Here is a 17628-nt window from a genome sequence, read left to right as displayed (position 1 = left end):
GATAATATATTTTTGGGTTTTGTTCTGTTCTATTCTTGTCCAATTCCACATATTTTGTACTAGTAGTTATAGGGGGGACCGGGATGAAGAGAACATTAATTGGACTGATAGCATTTCTAATTATAATGTTTCCAGTACGTATATATGCTGAAGAGTGGAGTGAACTAACTGGATTGCTAGATGACTCTTTGCAGTTAGTGAAGAAAAAAGAAGATAAAAAGGCAATACAAGTACTGTACCATTTCTCAGAGCAATTTCTATCAAAGGAGAATGAAAATAATTCAAAAGTAACTCCGGGACAAATTAGAGTCGTTTCTTTAGCATACGATAAGGCGAAACAATCTCTCGCGGAAGATTCAGATAGGCAAGTTAAAGTGGATAATATGTTAGCGTTACAACTTGCTGTTGATGCACAAGTATCTAAATATCAGCCACTTTGGATGGAAAGAGAAAGAAAGATAATGAATGCTTTTTCTCAAGTAGAAAAGGCGATGGAAAAAGAAGATGATGGACAGTTCCAACAGACGCTAAATACATTTTTAAATGAATTTAATATTATTTATCCTAGTTTAATGATTGCTCTGCCAGAAAACGAAGCGCAGCGTGTAAATGCACATTTATCTTATTTGGATGAATTTCGTAACGTTATGTTAAAAACGAAAGGTGGACAAATGCAACTAGGGATTATTAAAGGTGATTTGCAAAAAATATTTCATACAGTAAAAAAAGATGAGATTGCTCCCTCTCTCATTTGGTTTATGACAATTACTGGAGGACTTATTTTGTTCACTTTAACGTATGTTGGATGGAGAAAGTATAAAGGGGAGAGAGAGAAGCGGAGAAGCAACTTGCATTCTAAAGATAGATAATACGCATAAATAAAGATACGGATTGTAAGGTTTATTTATTGACAACGGTGGAAGAAAAAAATAGAATGAGAAGTACTATAATTAAAACTTCAATGGAGGTTTATGATGTTTTATTTAATTTACTTCGCGATCATTTTGATCATACCGTTGTATGCACAGTCAAAAGTACGTAGTGCCTATAGCAAGTATTCACAAGTTTATTCAACATCAGGTATGACAGGAGCGGAAGTGGCTCGGAAAATTTTAGATGAAAATGGATTGTACAATGTAGCCGTAGAAGAAACGCCAGGTCATTTGTCAGATCATTATGACCCGCGTGTAAAGACGGTTAGATTATCGACAGATAACTATTATGGTCATTCAGTTGCTGGTACAGCTGTAGCAGCACATGAAGTAGGACACGCAATTCAAGATGCGAAAGATTATAACTTTATGCGTGTACGCCATTCGTTAGTGCCAGTTGCTAATTTTGGTTCAAACATGTCATGGGTTTTTGTCCTAATTGGTGTATTTGCACAAATGTCTGGTTTGTTGTTACTAGGAATTATTTTAATGGCAGCAGGTGTTATTTTCCAACTTGTTACATTACCAGTTGAGTTTGATGCATCAAAACGCGCAATGCAACAAATTGAAGCACTTGGTATCGTATCAACAGATGAGTACGGTCAAGCTCGTAAAGTATTAAATGCGGCAGCATTAACATATGTAGCAGCAGCTGCTGTAGCAGTATTTGAATTATTACGTCTCGTATTAATTTATACTGGTATGCAGCGTAGCGACGATTAAAGACTATCAATTTTGATAGTCTTTTTTTTGTTTTGTGGATTGAATCTTATAATATGTTACAAATGGAAATAATAGAGAGAATATGGGGTATAGAACTAGTTAAAATAAAGATAAGTATGGAATGATGAAAGAAGGTGACGGACATAGAATATCCATATCATTTAGTTAAACAAGTGAAGGAGCGTAGTGCTATATACCAATTAGAAGGTTTTTTAAGTGGACAGGGCCCTAAAAACCCGAAATTAATGCTTGTTGGAGAAGCACCTGGTGAAACAGAAATTCATAATGGGATTCCATTTAGTGGGAGAGCGGGAAAACATTTAATGGAATTTTTAGAACGTATTCACGTTACAAGGGAAGAAGTATATATTACGAGTGCGGTCCGGAGTAGACCTTATAAATGGAGAGAGAAAAGGGAACGAAATGGCGAAATAATACAGAAGAAGTACAATAGAACACCGAATCAAGGTGAGATACTTGCCCATGCACCTTTGCTAGATTATGAACTGGAATTTATACAGCAGCCGGTTATTGTCACACTTGGTAATATTGCATTACAGCGTTTAGTTGGTAAAAATAATAAAATTACGGATGTTCATGGAGAATTGTTAAAGCAACCTGTGCAGCGATTGAAAGATAGCAGCAGTACAGAATTTATTTGGTCAGAAAAAGAATATCATATTTTTCCGACCTTTCATCCAGCTTCTATTTTCTATAATCGGAGTTTGTTGGAGCTTATTTATGAGGATTTGGAGAAACTTAAAAGATTTATAATAAAAAACTAGAAAAGCTACAGAGCTTTTCTAGCTGAATTTAATTATGTAACGGTTTTTTATTTTCATCTAATGTAAATCCTTCACCAACAACATCGTGTACATCACTTACAGCGACAAAGGCATGTGGATCTACTGAAATAATGATATTTTTTAATTTTACGATTTCATTTTTAGCAACAACACAATATAGTACATTACGTTCTATTTTTGTATAGGATCCAACTGCTTTTAAAAAGGTTGCTCCGCGCTCCATTTCTGATAAAATTTTTGAAGCAATTTCATCGTTTTTATCAGAAATAATAGTTGCTCCTTTTGCTGCATAAGCACCTTCTTGCATGAAATCAATAACCTTAGCCCCGATAAAAACAGCAACTAACGTATACATGCCCTCGCGATATGATAAATATGTAAGAATAGAGATAATGATAACGACCGCATCAAACATAAACATCGTTTTTCCCATACTCCAGCCAACATATTTGTGAGCTAGCCTTGCGATAATATCAACACCGCCAGTAGTCCCGCCGTATTTGAATATAATTCCAAGTCCTATGCCGATAAATGCCCCAGCGAATAAAGCAGCCAGTGTCATATCATTTTGCAAGTTTAAATGTAAGTTGAGAACCTCGTAGCGCTGAAACACCCAAAGGAATAAAGAGACGCTAAATGTACCGATTAATGTGTATAAAAATGTTGTTCGGCCGAGTAATTTCCAGCCAATGAAAAATAGAGGGACGTTTAAAATTAAGTTTGTATAGGAAGGATCAAGTGAAAATTTAAAATATAATAATAGCGTAATGCCGGTAAATCCACCCTCTGCAAGATGGTTTTCAATATTGATATTCACAATACCGAAAGAAAAAATAGCGGAACCGATTAAAATAAAAATGATATTCCGAATCTTCAAATTTGATGTCATTTAGAAATCCCCCTAATTATGTAATGATTGCATTGCTCCTCTTAAACGATAGAACATAATAATAAGTTATTTCTAGTTGATAGTAAAAATAGAGAATGGTATAAGAGCTTAATTAGTTCAGCCTGATATTGTGCGGAAAAACTGCAAAAGAAAGTTTCACTTTACCCCGTCCCAACGGCTGGTAGAGGGAAAAGCGAAGAAGAAAAGGTCGAACCAGCCGCAGGGACCCGATTGGTTCAGGCTGATCTTTTGTAAAAATCACGCAAAAGAAGTTTCACTTTATTATAGTCTATCCTAAAAAGAGTCGTAAATAGTGATATGAGGGAATAATATTTGTCAAATCGCGATGAATTGGCTAACATGAAAGAGGAAGGAATAAGAGGTGACTAGTATGGAAGCAAAAACGATGAAAGATATGCAGAAAGAAGTAGATGCATATATCGGTCAATTTAAAGAAGGTTATTTTAGTCCGCTTGCAATGATGGCTCGTTTAACTGAAGAAATGGGAGAGCTTGCAAGAGAGGTTAATCATTATTATGGTGAGAAACCAAAGAAAACGACTGAGAAAGAACGAAGTGTTGAGGAAGAGCTTGGAGATGTTTTATTTGTTATGATTTGTATGGCAAATAGTTTAAATATTGATTTAGAAACAGCGCATAACATTGTAATGAATAAATTTAATACACGTGATAAAGATCGTTGGACACGTATTGATGAGGGAGAGAAAGACGCATGAAAGAAATTAAAGTAATTATCGCTGGACCACGAGGACGCATGGGATATGAAGCAGTCCTTCTTATGGAAAGAACAGCGCATTTCAATTTAGTAGCAGCAATTGATTATAAGCATGGCGGAGAAAAAATTTCTGATTTACCGGGAATGCCAGCGCTAGATGCACCTATTTACGCGGATTTACATACTTGTTTAGATGAAGTAGAAGCAGATGTATTGTTAGATTTGACAACACCAGAAATTGGAAAGAAACATGTGACACTTGCAGTTGAACGTGGACTTAGATCAGTTATTGGTACAACTGGATTTACTGAAGAAGAACTAAAGCAATTAACAGAAAATGCAAAAGAAAAAGAAGTAGGAACAATTATCGCTCCAAATTTTGCGATTGGTGCAGTTCTTATGATGAAATTTTCACAAATGGCAGCGAAGTACTTCCAAGATGTTGAAGTAATTGAATTACACCATGATCAAAAATTAGACGCACCATCTGGTACAGCTGTAAAAACAGTAGAATTAATCCGTCAAAATCGTGTACCAAAAGAGCAAGGGCACCCTAATGAAACGGAACAATTAGAAGGGGCACGTGGTGCAAATGTAGACGGTATTCACATTCATAGCGTACGTCTACCAGGGCTTATTGCACACCAAGAAGTAATGTTCGGCGGAGATGGACAAATGTTAACAGTTCGTCATGATTCATTCAACCGTGCATCATTTATGTCAGGTGTAAAACTATCAATTGAAACAGTAATGGACCTTGATCATCTTGTGTACGGTTTAGAAAATATTATCGACTAAAGGGGAGACAACGGATGAAAATTGCCTTAATCGCACATGACAAAAAGAAAGATGATATGGTTTCGTTCGCATACGCATATAAACCAATTTTTGAAAAACATGAACTTTTTGCAACAGGAACGACAGGACTTCGTATTATGGAGGCAACTGGTTTAGTTGTAACAAGATATCAATCCGGTCCTCTTGGTGGCGATCAAGAAATTGGTGCAATGATTGCAAAAAATGAGATGGATATGGTGATTTTTTTCCGGGATCCACTAACAGCCCAGCCGCATGAACCAGATGTTAATGCGTTACTTCGTTTATGTGATGTATACGCCATCCCATTAGCAACAAATATGGCAAGTGCTGAAATGCTAATGCATGCATTAGAGCGGGGAGATTTAGATTACCGAAAGTTAAGAAAATGAGGGGAACAATTATGAGTGGATTACATATATTAGCGTTTGGTGCTCATGCCGATGATGTTGAAATCGGCATGGCAGGTACCATTGCAAAGTATACGAAGCAAGGATATGAAGTAGGCATTTGCGATTTAACAGAAGCTGATCTTTCTTCAAATGGAACGGTAGAACTAAGAAAAGAAGAAGCAAAGGCTGCAGCTCGTATTATGGGAGTAAAAACGAGAATTAATTTAGCAATGCCAGACCGTGGTTTGTATATGAAAGAAGAATATATACGTGAAATTGTAAAGATTATTCGTACATATAAACCAACACTAATTTTCGCACCATATTACGAAGATCGTCATCCAGACCATGCTAATTGCGCGAAACTTGTGGAAGAAGCTATCTTTTCAGCGGGAATTCGTAAATATATGCCTGAACTTCCGCCGCACCGTGTAGAGTCTTTTTATAATTATATGATTAATGGTTTTCATAAACCGAATTTTTGTATAGATATTAGTGAATACCTTTCTAAAAAGGTGGAAGCGTTAGAAGCGTATGAAAGTCAGTTTTCAACAGGGAGTGATGGTGTTAAGACGCCATTAACCGAAGGATACGTTGAAACTGTAATCGCTCGGGAGAAGATGTTTGGGAAAGAAGTTGGAGTGCTGTATGCCGAAGGATTTATGAGTAAGAAACCGGTTTTATTACATGCTGATTTAATAGGGGGATGTAAATGAAATTGAAAATAGGTATTACATGTTATCCTTCTGTAGGTGGTTCTGGGGTTGTTGGGACAGAGTTAGGAAAGCAATTGGCGGAACGCGGGCATGAAATTCATTTTATTACATCGGGTGTACCATTTCGGTTGAATAAAGTGTACCCGAACATTTATTTTCACGAAGTAACAGTAAATCAATATTCTGTTTTTCAATATCCACCTTACGATTTAGCATTAGCGAGTAAAATGGCAGAGGTTGCTCAAAGAGAAAACCTTGATATTTTACATGTGCATTATGCAATCCCGCATGCTATTTGTGCATATTTAGCAAAACAAATGATTGGGGAGCGTATTAAAATTGTTACGACCTTACATGGAACGGATATTACTGTGTTAGGTTCCGACCCTTCGTTAAATAATTTAATTCGCTTTGGTATTGAACAATCTGATGTTGTTACAGCTGTGTCACATTCGTTAATTGAAGAAACAAATGAACTTGTAAAACCAGATAAAGAAATTGAGACGGTATACAATTTTGTAGATGAACGTGTTTATTTCAAACGTGATATGTCTCAATTAAAAAAAGAATATGGTATACGAGAAAATGAAAAAGTGTTGATTCATATTTCAAATTTCCGAAAGGTTAAGCGTGTACAGGATGTTGTGCAGTCATTTGCTAAAATTGTAAAGGAAGTAGATGCGAAATTGCTTCTTGTTGGTGATGGACCAGAGTTCTGTACTATTTTACAATTGGTGAAAAGTTTACATATTGAGGAACGTGTCTTATTCCTAGGAAAGCAAGATAATGTTGCAGAGCTTCTTGCGATGAGTGATTTAATGCTACTTTTATCAGAAAAGGAAAGTTTTGGTCTTGTTATATTAGAAGCGATGGCGTGTGGTGTGCCTAGTATCGGAACGAGGGTTGGGGGCATTCCAGAGGTCATTCAACATGGTGAAACAGGATATATATGTGAAGTTGGAGATACAGACGGAATAGCTAAGCAAGCAATTCAGCTACTAGAAAATGAAGAACTTCACCGTAATATGGGAGAGCGAGCGATGAAATCTGTATATGAGCAGTTTCGTTCGGAAAAAATCGTTTCACAGTATGAGGCGATTTATTATGACATACTAAGGGATGACAAGAATGGAAAGATTTAAAAAAGCTAGTTCAATTATTGAGATGTTAAAACAGCACGGACATGAGGCTTACTTCGTTGGTGGAAGTGTACGCGATCTTATTATCGATAGACCGATTGGAGATATCGATATCGCAACATCTGCTTTACCAGAAGAAGTAATGGCTATTTTCCCAAGACATGTTCCGGTTGGTCTTGAGCATGGAACTGTAATTGTTGTAGAAAATGGTGAACCGTATGAGGTAACTACTTTTCGAACAGAAAGCGAATATGAAGATTTTCGAAGACCTAGTAGTGTTCAATTTGTCCGTTCATTAGAAGAGGATTTAAAACGACGTGATTTCACGATGAATGCAATTGCAATGACAGAGGAAGGCGAAATGGTTGATTTATTTGCTGGGAAAGAAGCGATTCGTCTGAAGGAAATTACAACGGTTGGAGATGCTGCAGACCGTTTTCAAGAAGATGCACTGCGAATGATGCGTGGTATTCGGTTCGTAAGTACGTTAGGTTTCTCTTTGGAAATAAAGACGAAACAAGCAATTGAAACGTATGGGCACTTGCTCGAACATATAGCGATTGAAAGAATTACAGTTGAATTTGAAAAATTGTTGACCGGTACATATTGTGTGAATGGTCTTCAAGAGTTAGTAGAAACTAAGCTATTTTCTCATCTGCCATATTTGCAAATGTCAGAAGAAAGACTCTTGAAATCTACGCAGTATAAATGGGATTCTTTGGAAACAGACGTTGAGGTGTGGGCATTTTTCCTATATTGTATCGGAGAAGAGCATCCATCTGTCTTTCTGCGTCAATGGAAGTTCTCGAATAAAAAGATTAAAGATATCGTAGCGGTTTTATTAGCAATTCGTTCTAGAAAGGAGAAGGAGTGGGATACAATCCTTCTTTATAAAACTGGGATTCGCATCGCTGAGATGGCGGAAAGAGTATATGAAGCGATAATAGAAAGTTATAATAGTGCGTCTGTTAAGCAAGTACAATCATTATTTCATGCATTGCCGATAAAAAATCGTCAAGAAATGAATGTGACTGGTAATGATTTATTAAGCTGGACAGATAAAAAGCCAGGTCCGTGGGTTGCCGAAATGCTTCAAAATATTGAAGAAGCAATCGTACAAGGAGATTTAGTTAATAAGAAAGAGGATATAAGGGAGTGGCTACAAAGATGCAATCTACTATAAGAAAGCAGTTATTACAAGTTTTTTCTGAAGCAGATGGTGCATTTGTATCTGGTCAAATACTTAGTGACAAACTTGGTTGTTCGAGAACCGCTGTATGGAAGCATATGGAGGACCTTCGTAATGAAGGGTATGAACTAGAAGCTGTACGCCGTTTAGGGTACCGAATTGCTAGTAAACCAGATAAAGTAACTGCGAATGAGATTCAATTAGGATTACAAACAGAGCGTATCGGTAGAACGGTTTATTTTGAAGAATCGGTTGAGTCTACTCAGCATATTGCAGCGAGACTTGCTTATGAAGGCGCAGAAGAGGGAACAATTGTCGTTGCTGAAGAACAAACAGCAGGTAGAGGACGTTTAAGTAGAAAATGGTATTCTCCAAAAGGAACAGGAATTTGGATGAGTATTATTTTGCGTCCCTCGATTCCAGTTCATCATGCACCACAGCTTACTTTATTAGCAGCTGTTAGCGTAGCGCAAGCAATTGAAAAATGTACCGGTGTAAACGTAGGGATTAAGTGGCCGAATGATATTTTAATTCAAGGTAAAAAAGCTGTCGGTATATTAACGGAGATGCAAGCTGATCCAGATAAAATTAATGCTGTTATTATGGGAATTGGCATTAATGCAAATCAGAAACAAGAACATTTTGATGAGGAAATTCAGCAAATTGCAACTTCATTAGCAATTGAATCGGGTAAGCAGATTGTTCGTGCGGAACTTATGCAACAAATTTTCTTGCAACTAGAGAAATTGTATGAAGAGTATTTAAAAAATGGCTTCTCTGTTATTAAAATTCTTTGGGAAAGTTACGCAGTAAGTATCGGAAAAGAAATTACAGCTCGAACGATGAAGGAAACTATTAATGGGCTAGCAAAAGGAATTACGGAGGATGGTGTATTGTTACTTGAGGATCATCAAGGACAAGTGCACCACATTCATTCTGCTGATATAGAAATTAAGTAAAAGAAGTTCCTATTTTGGAGCTTCTTTTTGTCATTTAGATACTAATAAATTTCACATACCGTAATAGGGATAAAAAATTATTTTTTCGAAAAAATGTAGCAATTCCTTTTCAGAGTTTGCTATAATTAGTTCGAATATGGGCAGTATCAAAGCGAACTGCACCATTATTTTACGCAGTATGAAAAAATAATAATTTGGATTCTGCCTTGATCCAATAATGGACTGGGACAGAGGGATGAATAATGCCGACTAACACACAACCCTTCTGCCCTTTTATGGCCAGAGGGGTTTTTTATATGATTTCGGCCATCTCCTCTCTCCTGCATAAAGGAGGAGTAGTTTTTGAAAACAAAAACAGATTTTTTGAAAATGAAAGAGCAAGGTGAGCCGATTACAATGCTAACGGCGTATGATTATCCATCTGCTAAATTAGCAGAAGAAGCTAAAGTCGATATGATTTTAGTGGGTGATTCTCTAGGAATGGTTGTACTTGGGTATGATTCAACAGTTCCAGTAACAGTAGAGGATATGATTCATCATACGAAAGCTGTACGCCGCGGAGCGAAAGAGACGTTTATTGTAACTGATATGCCATTTATGTCTTATCATGTCTCATTGCAAGATACGATGATTAATGCACGTCGCATTGTTCAAGAGAGCGGGGCACATGCATTAAAGGTAGAAGGTGCTGGAGAAGTTATATCAACTATTCACTACTTAACGAATGCGGGAATTCCCGTTGTGGCGCATTTAGGTTTAACTCCTCAATCTGTAGGAGTGCTAGGTGGGTATAAAGTACAAGGGAAAGATGCTGAAAGTGCAAAAAAATTAATAGAAGATGCAAAGAAATGTGAGGAAGCTGGTGCGATAGCACTTGTGCTAGAATGTGTGCCAATGCAATTAGCAGAACTTATTTCAGAGCAGTTAACAATTCCTACAATTGGAATTGGAGCAGGACAAAAAGTAGATGGGCAAGTTCTTGTATACCACGATCTTATCTCGTACGGCGTAAATCGTGTTCCGAAATTTGTGAAGCAATATACGTCTGTTCAAGAGGAGATTGTACGAGGGATTTCGCAATACGTTACTGAAGTAAAGACAGGGCAATTTCCTGAAGAAAAACATTCATTTACAATGAAAGAGGAAGAGTGCTTAGCGTTATACGGAGGAAAACAATAATGAAAATCATAACTACAGTGCAAGAGATGCAGCAAATTACAAACGAACTGCATGCAAGTGGAAAAAGTATCGGTTTTGTTCCAACGATGGGGTATTTACACGAAGGGCATGCTACGTTACTACGTAAGGCAAGGGAAGAAAATGAAATTGTAGTTTTAAGTGTATTTGTAAATCCACTACAATTTGGACCAAATGAAGATTTAGATCGATACCCACGTGATATTGATAGAGATGAAAATGTAGCAAAAGAAAATGGTGTTGATTATTTATTTTATCCGAGTGTAGAAGAGATGTATCCAGCAGAACAAACGACAACAGTAGAAGTTGTGAAGCGTACCGACGTATTATGTGGCAAACAAAGACCTGGTCATTTCGATGGTGTTGCGACTGTACTAATGAAACTATTTAATATTACATTGCCAACGCGTGCTTATTTCGGTATGAAAGATGCACAGCAAGTAGCTGTAATTGAAGGATTCGTAACTGATTTTAATATTCCCGTTACGATCGTACCAGTTGATATTGTAAGGGAAGAAGATGGATTAGCGAAAAGTTCTCGTAATGTGTATTTATCACTAGAAGAACGTGAAGAGGCTCCTCATTTATACGGCAGTCTATGTATAGCGAAAGAACGAATTGAGGCAGGCGAACGTAATCCGGAAATCATTATGAATCTTGTGAAAGAGCATATTGAGAAGTATACGAAAGGCACTGTAGATTATGCTGATTTATATGCATATCCTTCTTTAAAAGCAATAAATAAAATTGAAGGAAGAATCATTTTAGCGATTGCAGTTAAGTTTGAAAATGTACGATTAATTGACAATATAACATTAATGGGGAAATAAGGGGGAGCATCTATGTTTCGCACAATGATGAGAGCGAAGTTACATCGTGCAACTGTAACAGAAGCAAATTTAAATTATGTAGGTAGTATTACAATTGATGAAGATTTAATGGATGCGGTAAATATTGTAGAAAATGAAAAAGTACAAATTGTAAATAACAACAATGGAGCTCGCTTAGAGACATATGTTATTAAAGGAGAGCGCGGTAGCGGTGTTGTGTGTTTAAATGGTGCAGCTGCAAGGCTTGTACAACCGGGTGATAAAGTTATTATTATTTGCTATGGTTTAGTGGCAGAAGAAAATATTCATAAACAAGAGCCGAAAATTGCAGTATTAGACGATGATAATCAAATTATTGAAATGTTAGGTGCTGAAAAAGCTGGCACGATATTATAAGTAGGAAGGCTATCTCTAATTAAGGAGATAGCTTTTTTGTGCATCTTTTCATTAAGATGAGGTAAAACGTGGTATAGTAACATTATATAATTTTTGTGTTTGATAGGTAAGAAATTGAGGTGTTACATATATGAGTAAGCGTTATGTCGTTGTTGATTTAGAGACGACAGGGAACTCCTGGAAGGATGGGAAGGATAAAATCACCCAAATTGCAGCTGTTGTAGTGGAAGATGGAGAGATATTAGAGATTTTTTCATCTTTTATTAATCCGAAGAGAGAGATTCCCCTATTTATTACAGAATTAACTGGGATTGATGAAGATCTTGTAAAACAAGCCCCGTTATTTCGAGATGTAGCCCCGATGATTGTTGAGCTATTACAAGGTGCGGCTTTTGTTGCACATAACGTTCACTTTGATTGGAATTTTTTAAATGAAGAATTAAGGCAGGCTGGATATACAGAAGTACATTGTCCTAAAATTGATACAGTTGAATTGGCGCAAATTCTTTTGCCGACAGCTGATAGTTATAAATTACGTGATTTAGCTAAGCAGCATGAACTAGAGCACGATCAACCACATCGTGCGGATAGTGATGCTCTTGCAACAGCGGAGTTGTTTTTACAATTTTTAAGTGAAATTGAAAAGTTACCACTTGTCACATTACAATCGCTTTATGAATTAAGTGATGTTTTCCAAAGTGATATAGCTGATGTACTTTCTGAAAATATTTTAAAGAAAATGATGCATGGTAAAGAAGAGGCAGAGGAGTGTGAGGTGTATCGAAATATTGCGCTTCGAAAGCGGAATTATTCTTTAAGCCTCAGTGAAACATACTCATCTAAATTTGATGCTTTCTTACATAAGACAATCGATAAACTTGAATTGAATATGCCAAAGTTTGAAAAAAGAGAAAGCCAACAAATTATGATGAAGGAAATATATACAGCGCTAAGAGATTCTAGGTTTTCACTGATTGAAGCAGGAACAGGTACGGGGAAGACGCTTGCATATTTACTTCCAAGTATTTATTTCGCAAAGAAAAAAGAAGAACCTGTCATTATAAGTACACAAACTGTACAATTGCAACAACAAATACTAGAAAAAGAAATTCCTTTATTAAAGAAAATAATGCCATTTTCATTTGAAGTAGCTCTTCTGAAAGGAAGAAAGCATTACCTTTGTCTACACAAATTTGAATATGCTTTGCAAGAGGAAGAGAAAAATTATGATATGGCGCTCACAAAGGCAAAAATTTTAGTGTGGTTATTGCAAACGGAAACTGGCGATCGTGATGAATTGAATATTCCTGAGGGCGGCAAGTTACTTTGGAACCGTATTTGTAGTGATGTACATAGTCCAGGCGGGATGCAAAGCAACTGGTATAGTCGTTGTTTTTATCAAAGAGCAAAGAATAAAGCATTATTTGCAGATATCGTTATTACAAATCATGCGTTATTATTTCAAGATTTTTCAAGTGAAGAACCACTATTTGCTTCATGTGAACATATTATTTTTGATGAAGCTCATCATATCGAGGAAGCGGCGAGTAGAACATTAGGTGAACAATTCTCATGCATGTATTTTCAATTAGCTTTATCTCGTCTTGGTACGCTAGAAACAGATGATGTACTTTCTAAAGTATATAAAATGATGAAAAAATCAGAGCAAGCATCGCGTTCGACTTTCCGTATGGTGAGTCATAGTTTGAAGGAATTGAAATTTGATGCGGATGAACTATTTCAAATGTTACGGACTTTCGTATTTAAACAAACAAAGCAGGAACAAGGGATGAGCAATATGCCACTCATTTATCGATATAACACGGAAGTAGAGAAAGGTAAGTTATGGGATAGCATTACCGAGTTAACAAATCGATTTGTGTATGATGTAAGAAAGTTATTGACTACACTTGAGAAGCAAGCTGAAATATTGCAAAGTAAATTAGAATGGGAGATGCATGTCGTTACAGGTGAATTTATGCATTTAATTGAGTTGTTGAGAAAGATGGCACAATCTTTACAATTACTCATTTTAGAAAAAAATTCATACGTGACATGGATGGAGACTGAAACGAAGGGAACGATTCATTCAACAGTTCTATATGCGCAGCCTGTTCATATTGGTGAAAGATTTGCTGATGAATTTTTAACCCAGAAAAAGAGTGTTATTTTCACATCAGCAACGTTAACAGTTAATGATTCATTCGACTATATAAAAGAGGAGCTAGGTTTACATGATTTTGCTCCCAATACATTAAAGGTTCCATCACCATTCCGTTTTGAAGAGCAAATGAAATTAATGGTTTCAACGGATGTACCTTTTATTAAGAAAGCAAGTAATGAAGAATATATTGAGTCTATATCGGCACATATTGCGAAAATAGCGAAAGCTACAAAAGGTAGAATGCTCGTTTTATTCACTTCGTATGAAATGTTGAAAGAAGCGTATACGAATTTGAAAAATGATGAGACATTAGAAGGATATTTATTATTAACGCAAAGTGTGAATAATAAGAGCCGAAGTCGTCTAATCCGCAAATTCCAGGAGTTCGACAAATCGATTTTGTTAGGAACAAGTAGTTTTTGGGAAGGGATAGATATACCTGGAGATGCCCTAAGCTGTCTTGTCATTGTCCGTCTGCCTTTTACCCCTCCTCATCAGCCGATGATGGAAGCAAAAGGAGAGTGGTTAAAAAATCAAGGAGAAGACGTATTCGATAAGTTGGCGCTCCCGCAAGCAATCTTGCGTTTCAAACAAGGGTTTGGTCGTCTTATTAGAACAAATACAGATACGGGAACTGTATTTGTATTAGATCGTCGTTTGACAAGTTCTTCCTATGGAAAACGATTTTTACAATCAATCCCAACTGTACCACTCTATGAAGGACCGTTAGAAGAATTGTTAGTACAGTTAGAAGAATCGTCAAATGGATAAAATCGGAAGAAAAATACGCCTGAAGTACATTTAAACTTCAGGCGTAAAAAATGTGGGTAGGAGGAATTTTATTTTTCTTACTTCTTGTATACAAAATATATTGCTTTTCGATTTGAAACCTTTTTTTGCTGTACATGTCCTGCTATAATAGATGGGTGATGAAGCAGGGGTTGTAAAGAATGTACTCTTATTGTAACCGCATTGCGTTCTTCTATAATTAGAAATTTTTGTGTAACGGAGGAGTTTTTTCATGGATAAGAAAATCGAAGTCCTATCAACGACGCGTATTAAATATTCGTCTGACTTGTATAAAATTGTTGATGGTTTGAATCGTACGTTAAAAGAGCAGGACCTCATGTTCGGATTAGCATTAGACGAAAAAGATAAAGAAACAGCTGTATTTACGATTTACAGAACGTAGTGATACAATGAAAAAGTGGATCTTTACAATCATTATCGTTATCGTTGCTAGCGGAATATATGGGGCATATGTTTATAATAAAGCGATGGAAAAGAAAATTCCAAAAGAGTCAAAGTCTGTAGAAATTGCGAAAGAAAAGGCAAAGATTACAAAGGTAAATACCGTTGATTATTATAACGGAAAATCTTCATATACAGTCGTACAAGGTACAGATGAAAAAGGAGAACAACTTATCGTTTGGGTGCCTGATAAAAAAGGAAATGTCCTTGTGAAGAAAAAGAGCGAAGGTATTTCTAAAAAAGAAGCTTTGCAAAAGTTGGCTGAACAAGCTACAGGAGAAGGTGCTGAGCCGAAGCCGAAACCAAAAGAAATTATAAAAGTAAAATTAGGTGCTCAAAACGATATTCCATTGTGGGAAATTACATATATTGATCAGGAAGATCGTTATACGTATTACTATTTAGAGTTTCAAAATGGGGTTTATGCTGGACACTACAGCATTGAAAAATAGATGTAGGGGGAACTACAAATGAAATTAGCAAAGCGAGTAGCTGCTTTAACACCATCTGCAACTTTAGAAATTACAGCAAAGGCACAAGCATTAAAAGCAGAAGGTCATGATGTAATTGGATTAGGAGCAGGAGAACCTGACTTTAATACGCCAAAACATATTATGGATGCTGCGCATAAAGCGATGTTAGAAGGACATACGAAATATACACCAACAGGTGGATTACAAGCGTTAAAACAAGAAATTGTGAAGAAGTTTACTCGTGATCAAGGAATTGCGTATGATCCATCTGAAATTATTGTATGTAATGGTGCCAAGCATGCATTATATACATTATTCCAAGTGTTACTTGATGAAGGAGATGAAGTTATCATCCCAACTCCTTATTGGGTAAGTTATCCTGAGCAAGTAAAGCTTGCTGGTGGTAAGCCAGTTTATGTAGAAGGTCTAGAAGGCAATGAGTACAAAATTACAGCAAAGCAGCTGCGTGAGGCAATTACAGAGAAAACGAAAGCTGTTATTATTAATTCACCGAGCAATCCAACAGGGATGATTTACAGCAAAGAAGAATTACAACAGCTTGGAGAAGTATGTTTAGAGCATGATATCTTAATTGTTTCAGATGAGATTTATGAAAAATTAATTTATGGTGACGCGGAATATACTTCAATTGCCCAGCTTTCTAATGTATTAAAAGAACAAACACTTATTATTAATGGTGTATCTAAATCACATTCTATGACAGGTTGGCGTATTGGATATGCAGCAGGAAATAAGCAGCTTATTAAAGCGATGACGAACTTAGCGAGTCATAGTACGTCAAACCCTACTTCAATTGCTCAATATGGTGCAATTGCTGCGTATGCAGGCTCACAAGAACCTGTAGAAACAATGCGTCAAGCGTTTGAAGAAAGATTGAACATTATTTATGATAAATTAATTCAAATTCCTGGTTTCACTTGCATTAAGCCACAAGGTGCTTTTTACTTATTCCCAAATGTAAAAGAAGCCGTAGCGTTAGCTGGGTATGATACAGTTGATGAGTGGGCAAAAGCATTATTAGAAGAAGAAAAGGTGGCTCTTGTTCCAGGTACAGGATTTGGTGCACCAAATAACGTTCGATTATCGTATGCGACATCTCTTGAGCAAGTTGAGAAAGCATTAGAACGAATTCATACGTTCATGAAAAGTAAAGTACAGGCTTAATCGTCTGTTTCTTGTAGTAAATGGAAAAAAACCTCCCTATATATAGGGAGGTTTTTTTGACGAATTGTGGCAAAAAGAAATGGCTAAAGGTGTGTTATACTAGAGAACGAGGTGTTTGGTGATGAAAAAGAAAATGATGTTACAATGGTTTGAACAGGGAAGCATAGCGATTCCTAAATTGCTTATGATGCATTATAAAAAGCTAGGTTTAAATGAGACGGAATTTATGGTAGTACTTCATGTACACACATTTTTAGAATCAGGTAATTCGTTCCCGACTCCTTCAGAGATTTCAGAACGGATGACGATAACAGAAATGAAATGCATGGAAGTGATTCAGACTTTAATCCAAAAAGGTTTTTTAGCACTAGAAGGTGGACGAAGATCTGAAGCGATGATGTGTGAAAGTTATTCTTTACAACCACTGTGGGAAAAAATATTGCACTTTTTAATGAATGAATCTATAGAGGAAGAGCAAAAAGAACAAAAACAAATTCAAGTAAATTTATATACAGTATTTGAAAAAGAATTCGGAAGACCACTTTCGCCATTTGAATGTGAAACATTAGGGATGTGGGAAGATCAAGATCAACACCATCCGAATTTAATTCAAGCGGCTCTTCGTGAAGCTGTTATGAGTGGTAAACTTAATTTCCGGTATATTGATCGTATTTTGTTTGAGTGGAAAAAGAACGGAATTAAAACGGTAGATCAAGCGCAAAATCAAGGCCAGAAATTTAGAGCGAATCAACAACGCACACAACAAACGACAAAACAAGAGACGAAATTTACTGGGAAAGTGCCTTTTTATAATTGGTTGGAGCAGTAGTGTAGGA

General features: G+C 36.4%; 19 protein-coding genes. 18 read left to right on the top strand and 1 reads right to left on the bottom strand.

Annotated features, from left to right (window positions below):
* The first annotated feature begins 83 nt into the window (after window positions 1-83).
* From ypjB to MHH66_RS18730, 3 genes are all read left to right on the top strand, one after another.
* Window positions 84-869: a sporulation protein YpjB gene (ypjB, locus tag MHH66_RS18740; protein WP_002188994.1), complete on the top strand. Its 786-nt coding sequence runs from the start codon at window positions 84-86 to the stop codon at window positions 867-869.
* Between the two features lie 105 nt (window positions 870-974).
* Window positions 975-1655: a zinc metallopeptidase gene (locus MHH66_RS18735; protein WP_002086606.1), complete on the top strand. Its 681-nt coding sequence runs from the start codon at window positions 975-977 to the stop codon at window positions 1653-1655.
* A 134-nt stretch (window positions 1656-1789) separates the two neighbouring features.
* On the top strand, window positions 1790-2440 hold the full coding sequence (locus MHH66_RS18730) for a uracil-DNA glycosylase (RefSeq protein WP_002188995.1): 651 nt from the start codon (window positions 1790-1792) through the stop codon (window positions 2438-2440).
* A gap of 28 nt (window positions 2441-2468) precedes the next feature.
* On the opposite strand, the gene MHH66_RS18725 is transcribed toward MHH66_RS18730, so the two are convergent.
* Entirely contained in the window at window positions 2469-3350 is an 882-nt protein-coding gene (locus tag MHH66_RS18725) for a YitT family protein (RefSeq protein ID WP_002011845.1), read from the bottom strand.
* Window positions 3351-3741: 391 nt separating this feature from the next.
* Between MHH66_RS18725 and MHH66_RS18720 the strand changes: the two genes are divergently transcribed.
* From MHH66_RS18720 to dnaD, 15 genes are all read left to right on the top strand, one after another.
* Window positions 3742-4086: a nucleotide pyrophosphohydrolase gene (locus MHH66_RS18720; protein WP_002011846.1), complete on the top strand. Its 345-nt coding sequence runs from the start codon at window positions 3742-3744 to the stop codon at window positions 4084-4086.
* Window positions 4083-4883, top strand: a complete 801-nt coding sequence (gene dapB, locus MHH66_RS18715) for a dihydrodipicolinate reductase (protein ID WP_078184197.1) — start codon at window positions 4083-4085, stop codon at window positions 4881-4883. The genes MHH66_RS18720 and dapB overlap by 4 nt, the downstream gene beginning before the upstream one ends.
* Before the next feature lie 14 nt (window positions 4884-4897).
* Complete coding sequence (mgsA, locus tag MHH66_RS18710) at window positions 4898-5293, top strand: methylglyoxal synthase (RefSeq protein ID WP_000684753.1); 396 nt, start codon at window positions 4898-4900, stop codon at window positions 5291-5293.
* Window positions 5294-5304: 11 nt separating this feature from the next.
* Entirely contained in the window at window positions 5305-6009 is a 705-nt protein-coding gene (gene bshB1, locus MHH66_RS18705; protein WP_002011848.1) for a bacillithiol biosynthesis deacetylase BshB1, read from the top strand.
* Window positions 6006-7151: an N-acetyl-alpha-D-glucosaminyl L-malate synthase BshA gene (bshA, locus tag MHH66_RS18700; protein WP_002086596.1), complete on the top strand. Its 1146-nt coding sequence runs from the start codon at window positions 6006-6008 to the stop codon at window positions 7149-7151. Before bshB1 ends, bshA begins: the two co-directional genes overlap by 4 nt.
* Entirely contained in the window at window positions 7138-8331 is a 1194-nt protein-coding gene (locus tag MHH66_RS18695; protein ID WP_078184198.1) for a CCA tRNA nucleotidyltransferase, read from the top strand. The genes bshA and MHH66_RS18695 overlap by 14 nt, the downstream gene beginning before the upstream one ends.
* Window positions 8316-9296: a biotin--[acetyl-CoA-carboxylase] ligase gene (locus tag MHH66_RS18690; protein WP_078184199.1), complete on the top strand. Its 981-nt coding sequence runs from the start codon at window positions 8316-8318 to the stop codon at window positions 9294-9296. The genes MHH66_RS18695 and MHH66_RS18690 overlap by 16 nt, the downstream gene beginning before the upstream one ends.
* A 342-nt stretch (window positions 9297-9638) precedes the next feature.
* Entirely contained in the window at window positions 9639-10475 is an 837-nt protein-coding gene (gene panB / locus MHH66_RS18685; RefSeq protein WP_002011854.1) for a 3-methyl-2-oxobutanoate hydroxymethyltransferase, read from the top strand.
* A complete protein-coding gene (gene panC, locus MHH66_RS18680) occupies window positions 10475-11323 on the top strand; it encodes a pantoate--beta-alanine ligase (protein ID WP_078184200.1) in 849 nt (282 codons plus the stop codon). Before panB ends, panC begins: the two co-directional genes overlap by 1 nt.
* Window positions 11324-11335: 12 nt before the next feature.
* Window positions 11336-11719, top strand: a complete 384-nt coding sequence (gene panD / locus MHH66_RS18675; protein ID WP_000490176.1) for an aspartate 1-decarboxylase — start codon at window positions 11336-11338, stop codon at window positions 11717-11719.
* Between the two features lie 130 nt (window positions 11720-11849).
* Window positions 11850-14654, top strand: coding sequence for an ATP-dependent DNA helicase DinG (gene dinG / locus MHH66_RS18670; protein WP_078184201.1), 2805 nt, complete (start codon window positions 11850-11852; stop codon window positions 14652-14654).
* Between the two features lie 250 nt (window positions 14655-14904).
* Window positions 14905-15075, top strand: coding sequence for a YpmA family protein (locus MHH66_RS18665; protein WP_002086589.1), 171 nt, complete (start codon window positions 14905-14907; stop codon window positions 15073-15075).
* A gap of 7 nt (window positions 15076-15082) precedes the next feature.
* The gene (locus tag MHH66_RS18660; RefSeq protein WP_002141044.1) at window positions 15083-15586 is read left to right on the top strand and encodes a cell wall elongation regulator TseB-like domain-containing protein; all 504 of its coding nucleotides are present in this window, start codon (window positions 15083-15085) and stop codon (window positions 15584-15586) included.
* Window positions 15587-15604: 18 nt separating this feature from the next.
* On the top strand, window positions 15605-16792 hold the full coding sequence (gene aspB, locus MHH66_RS18655; protein WP_002011860.1) for an aspartate transaminase AspB: 1188 nt from the start codon (window positions 15605-15607) through the stop codon (window positions 16790-16792).
* 121 nt (window positions 16793-16913) lie between these two features.
* Window positions 16914-17621 carry a DNA replication protein DnaD gene (gene dnaD / locus MHH66_RS18650; RefSeq protein ID WP_000728546.1) on the top strand — a complete coding sequence of 236 codons (708 nt, stop codon included), beginning with the start codon at window positions 16914-16916 and terminating at the stop codon, window positions 17619-17621.
* Window positions 17622-17628 lie beyond the last annotated feature (7 nt).

Source organism: Bacillus sp. FSL H8-0492 (assembly GCF_038006145.1).
GTDB classification, from domain to species: Bacteria; Bacillota; Bacilli; order Bacillales; family Bacillaceae_G; genus Bacillus_A; species Bacillus_A mycoides.
The sequence above is the reverse complement of the archived record's forward strand: the minus strand, read 5'-3'. Positions and strand labels throughout refer to the sequence as shown.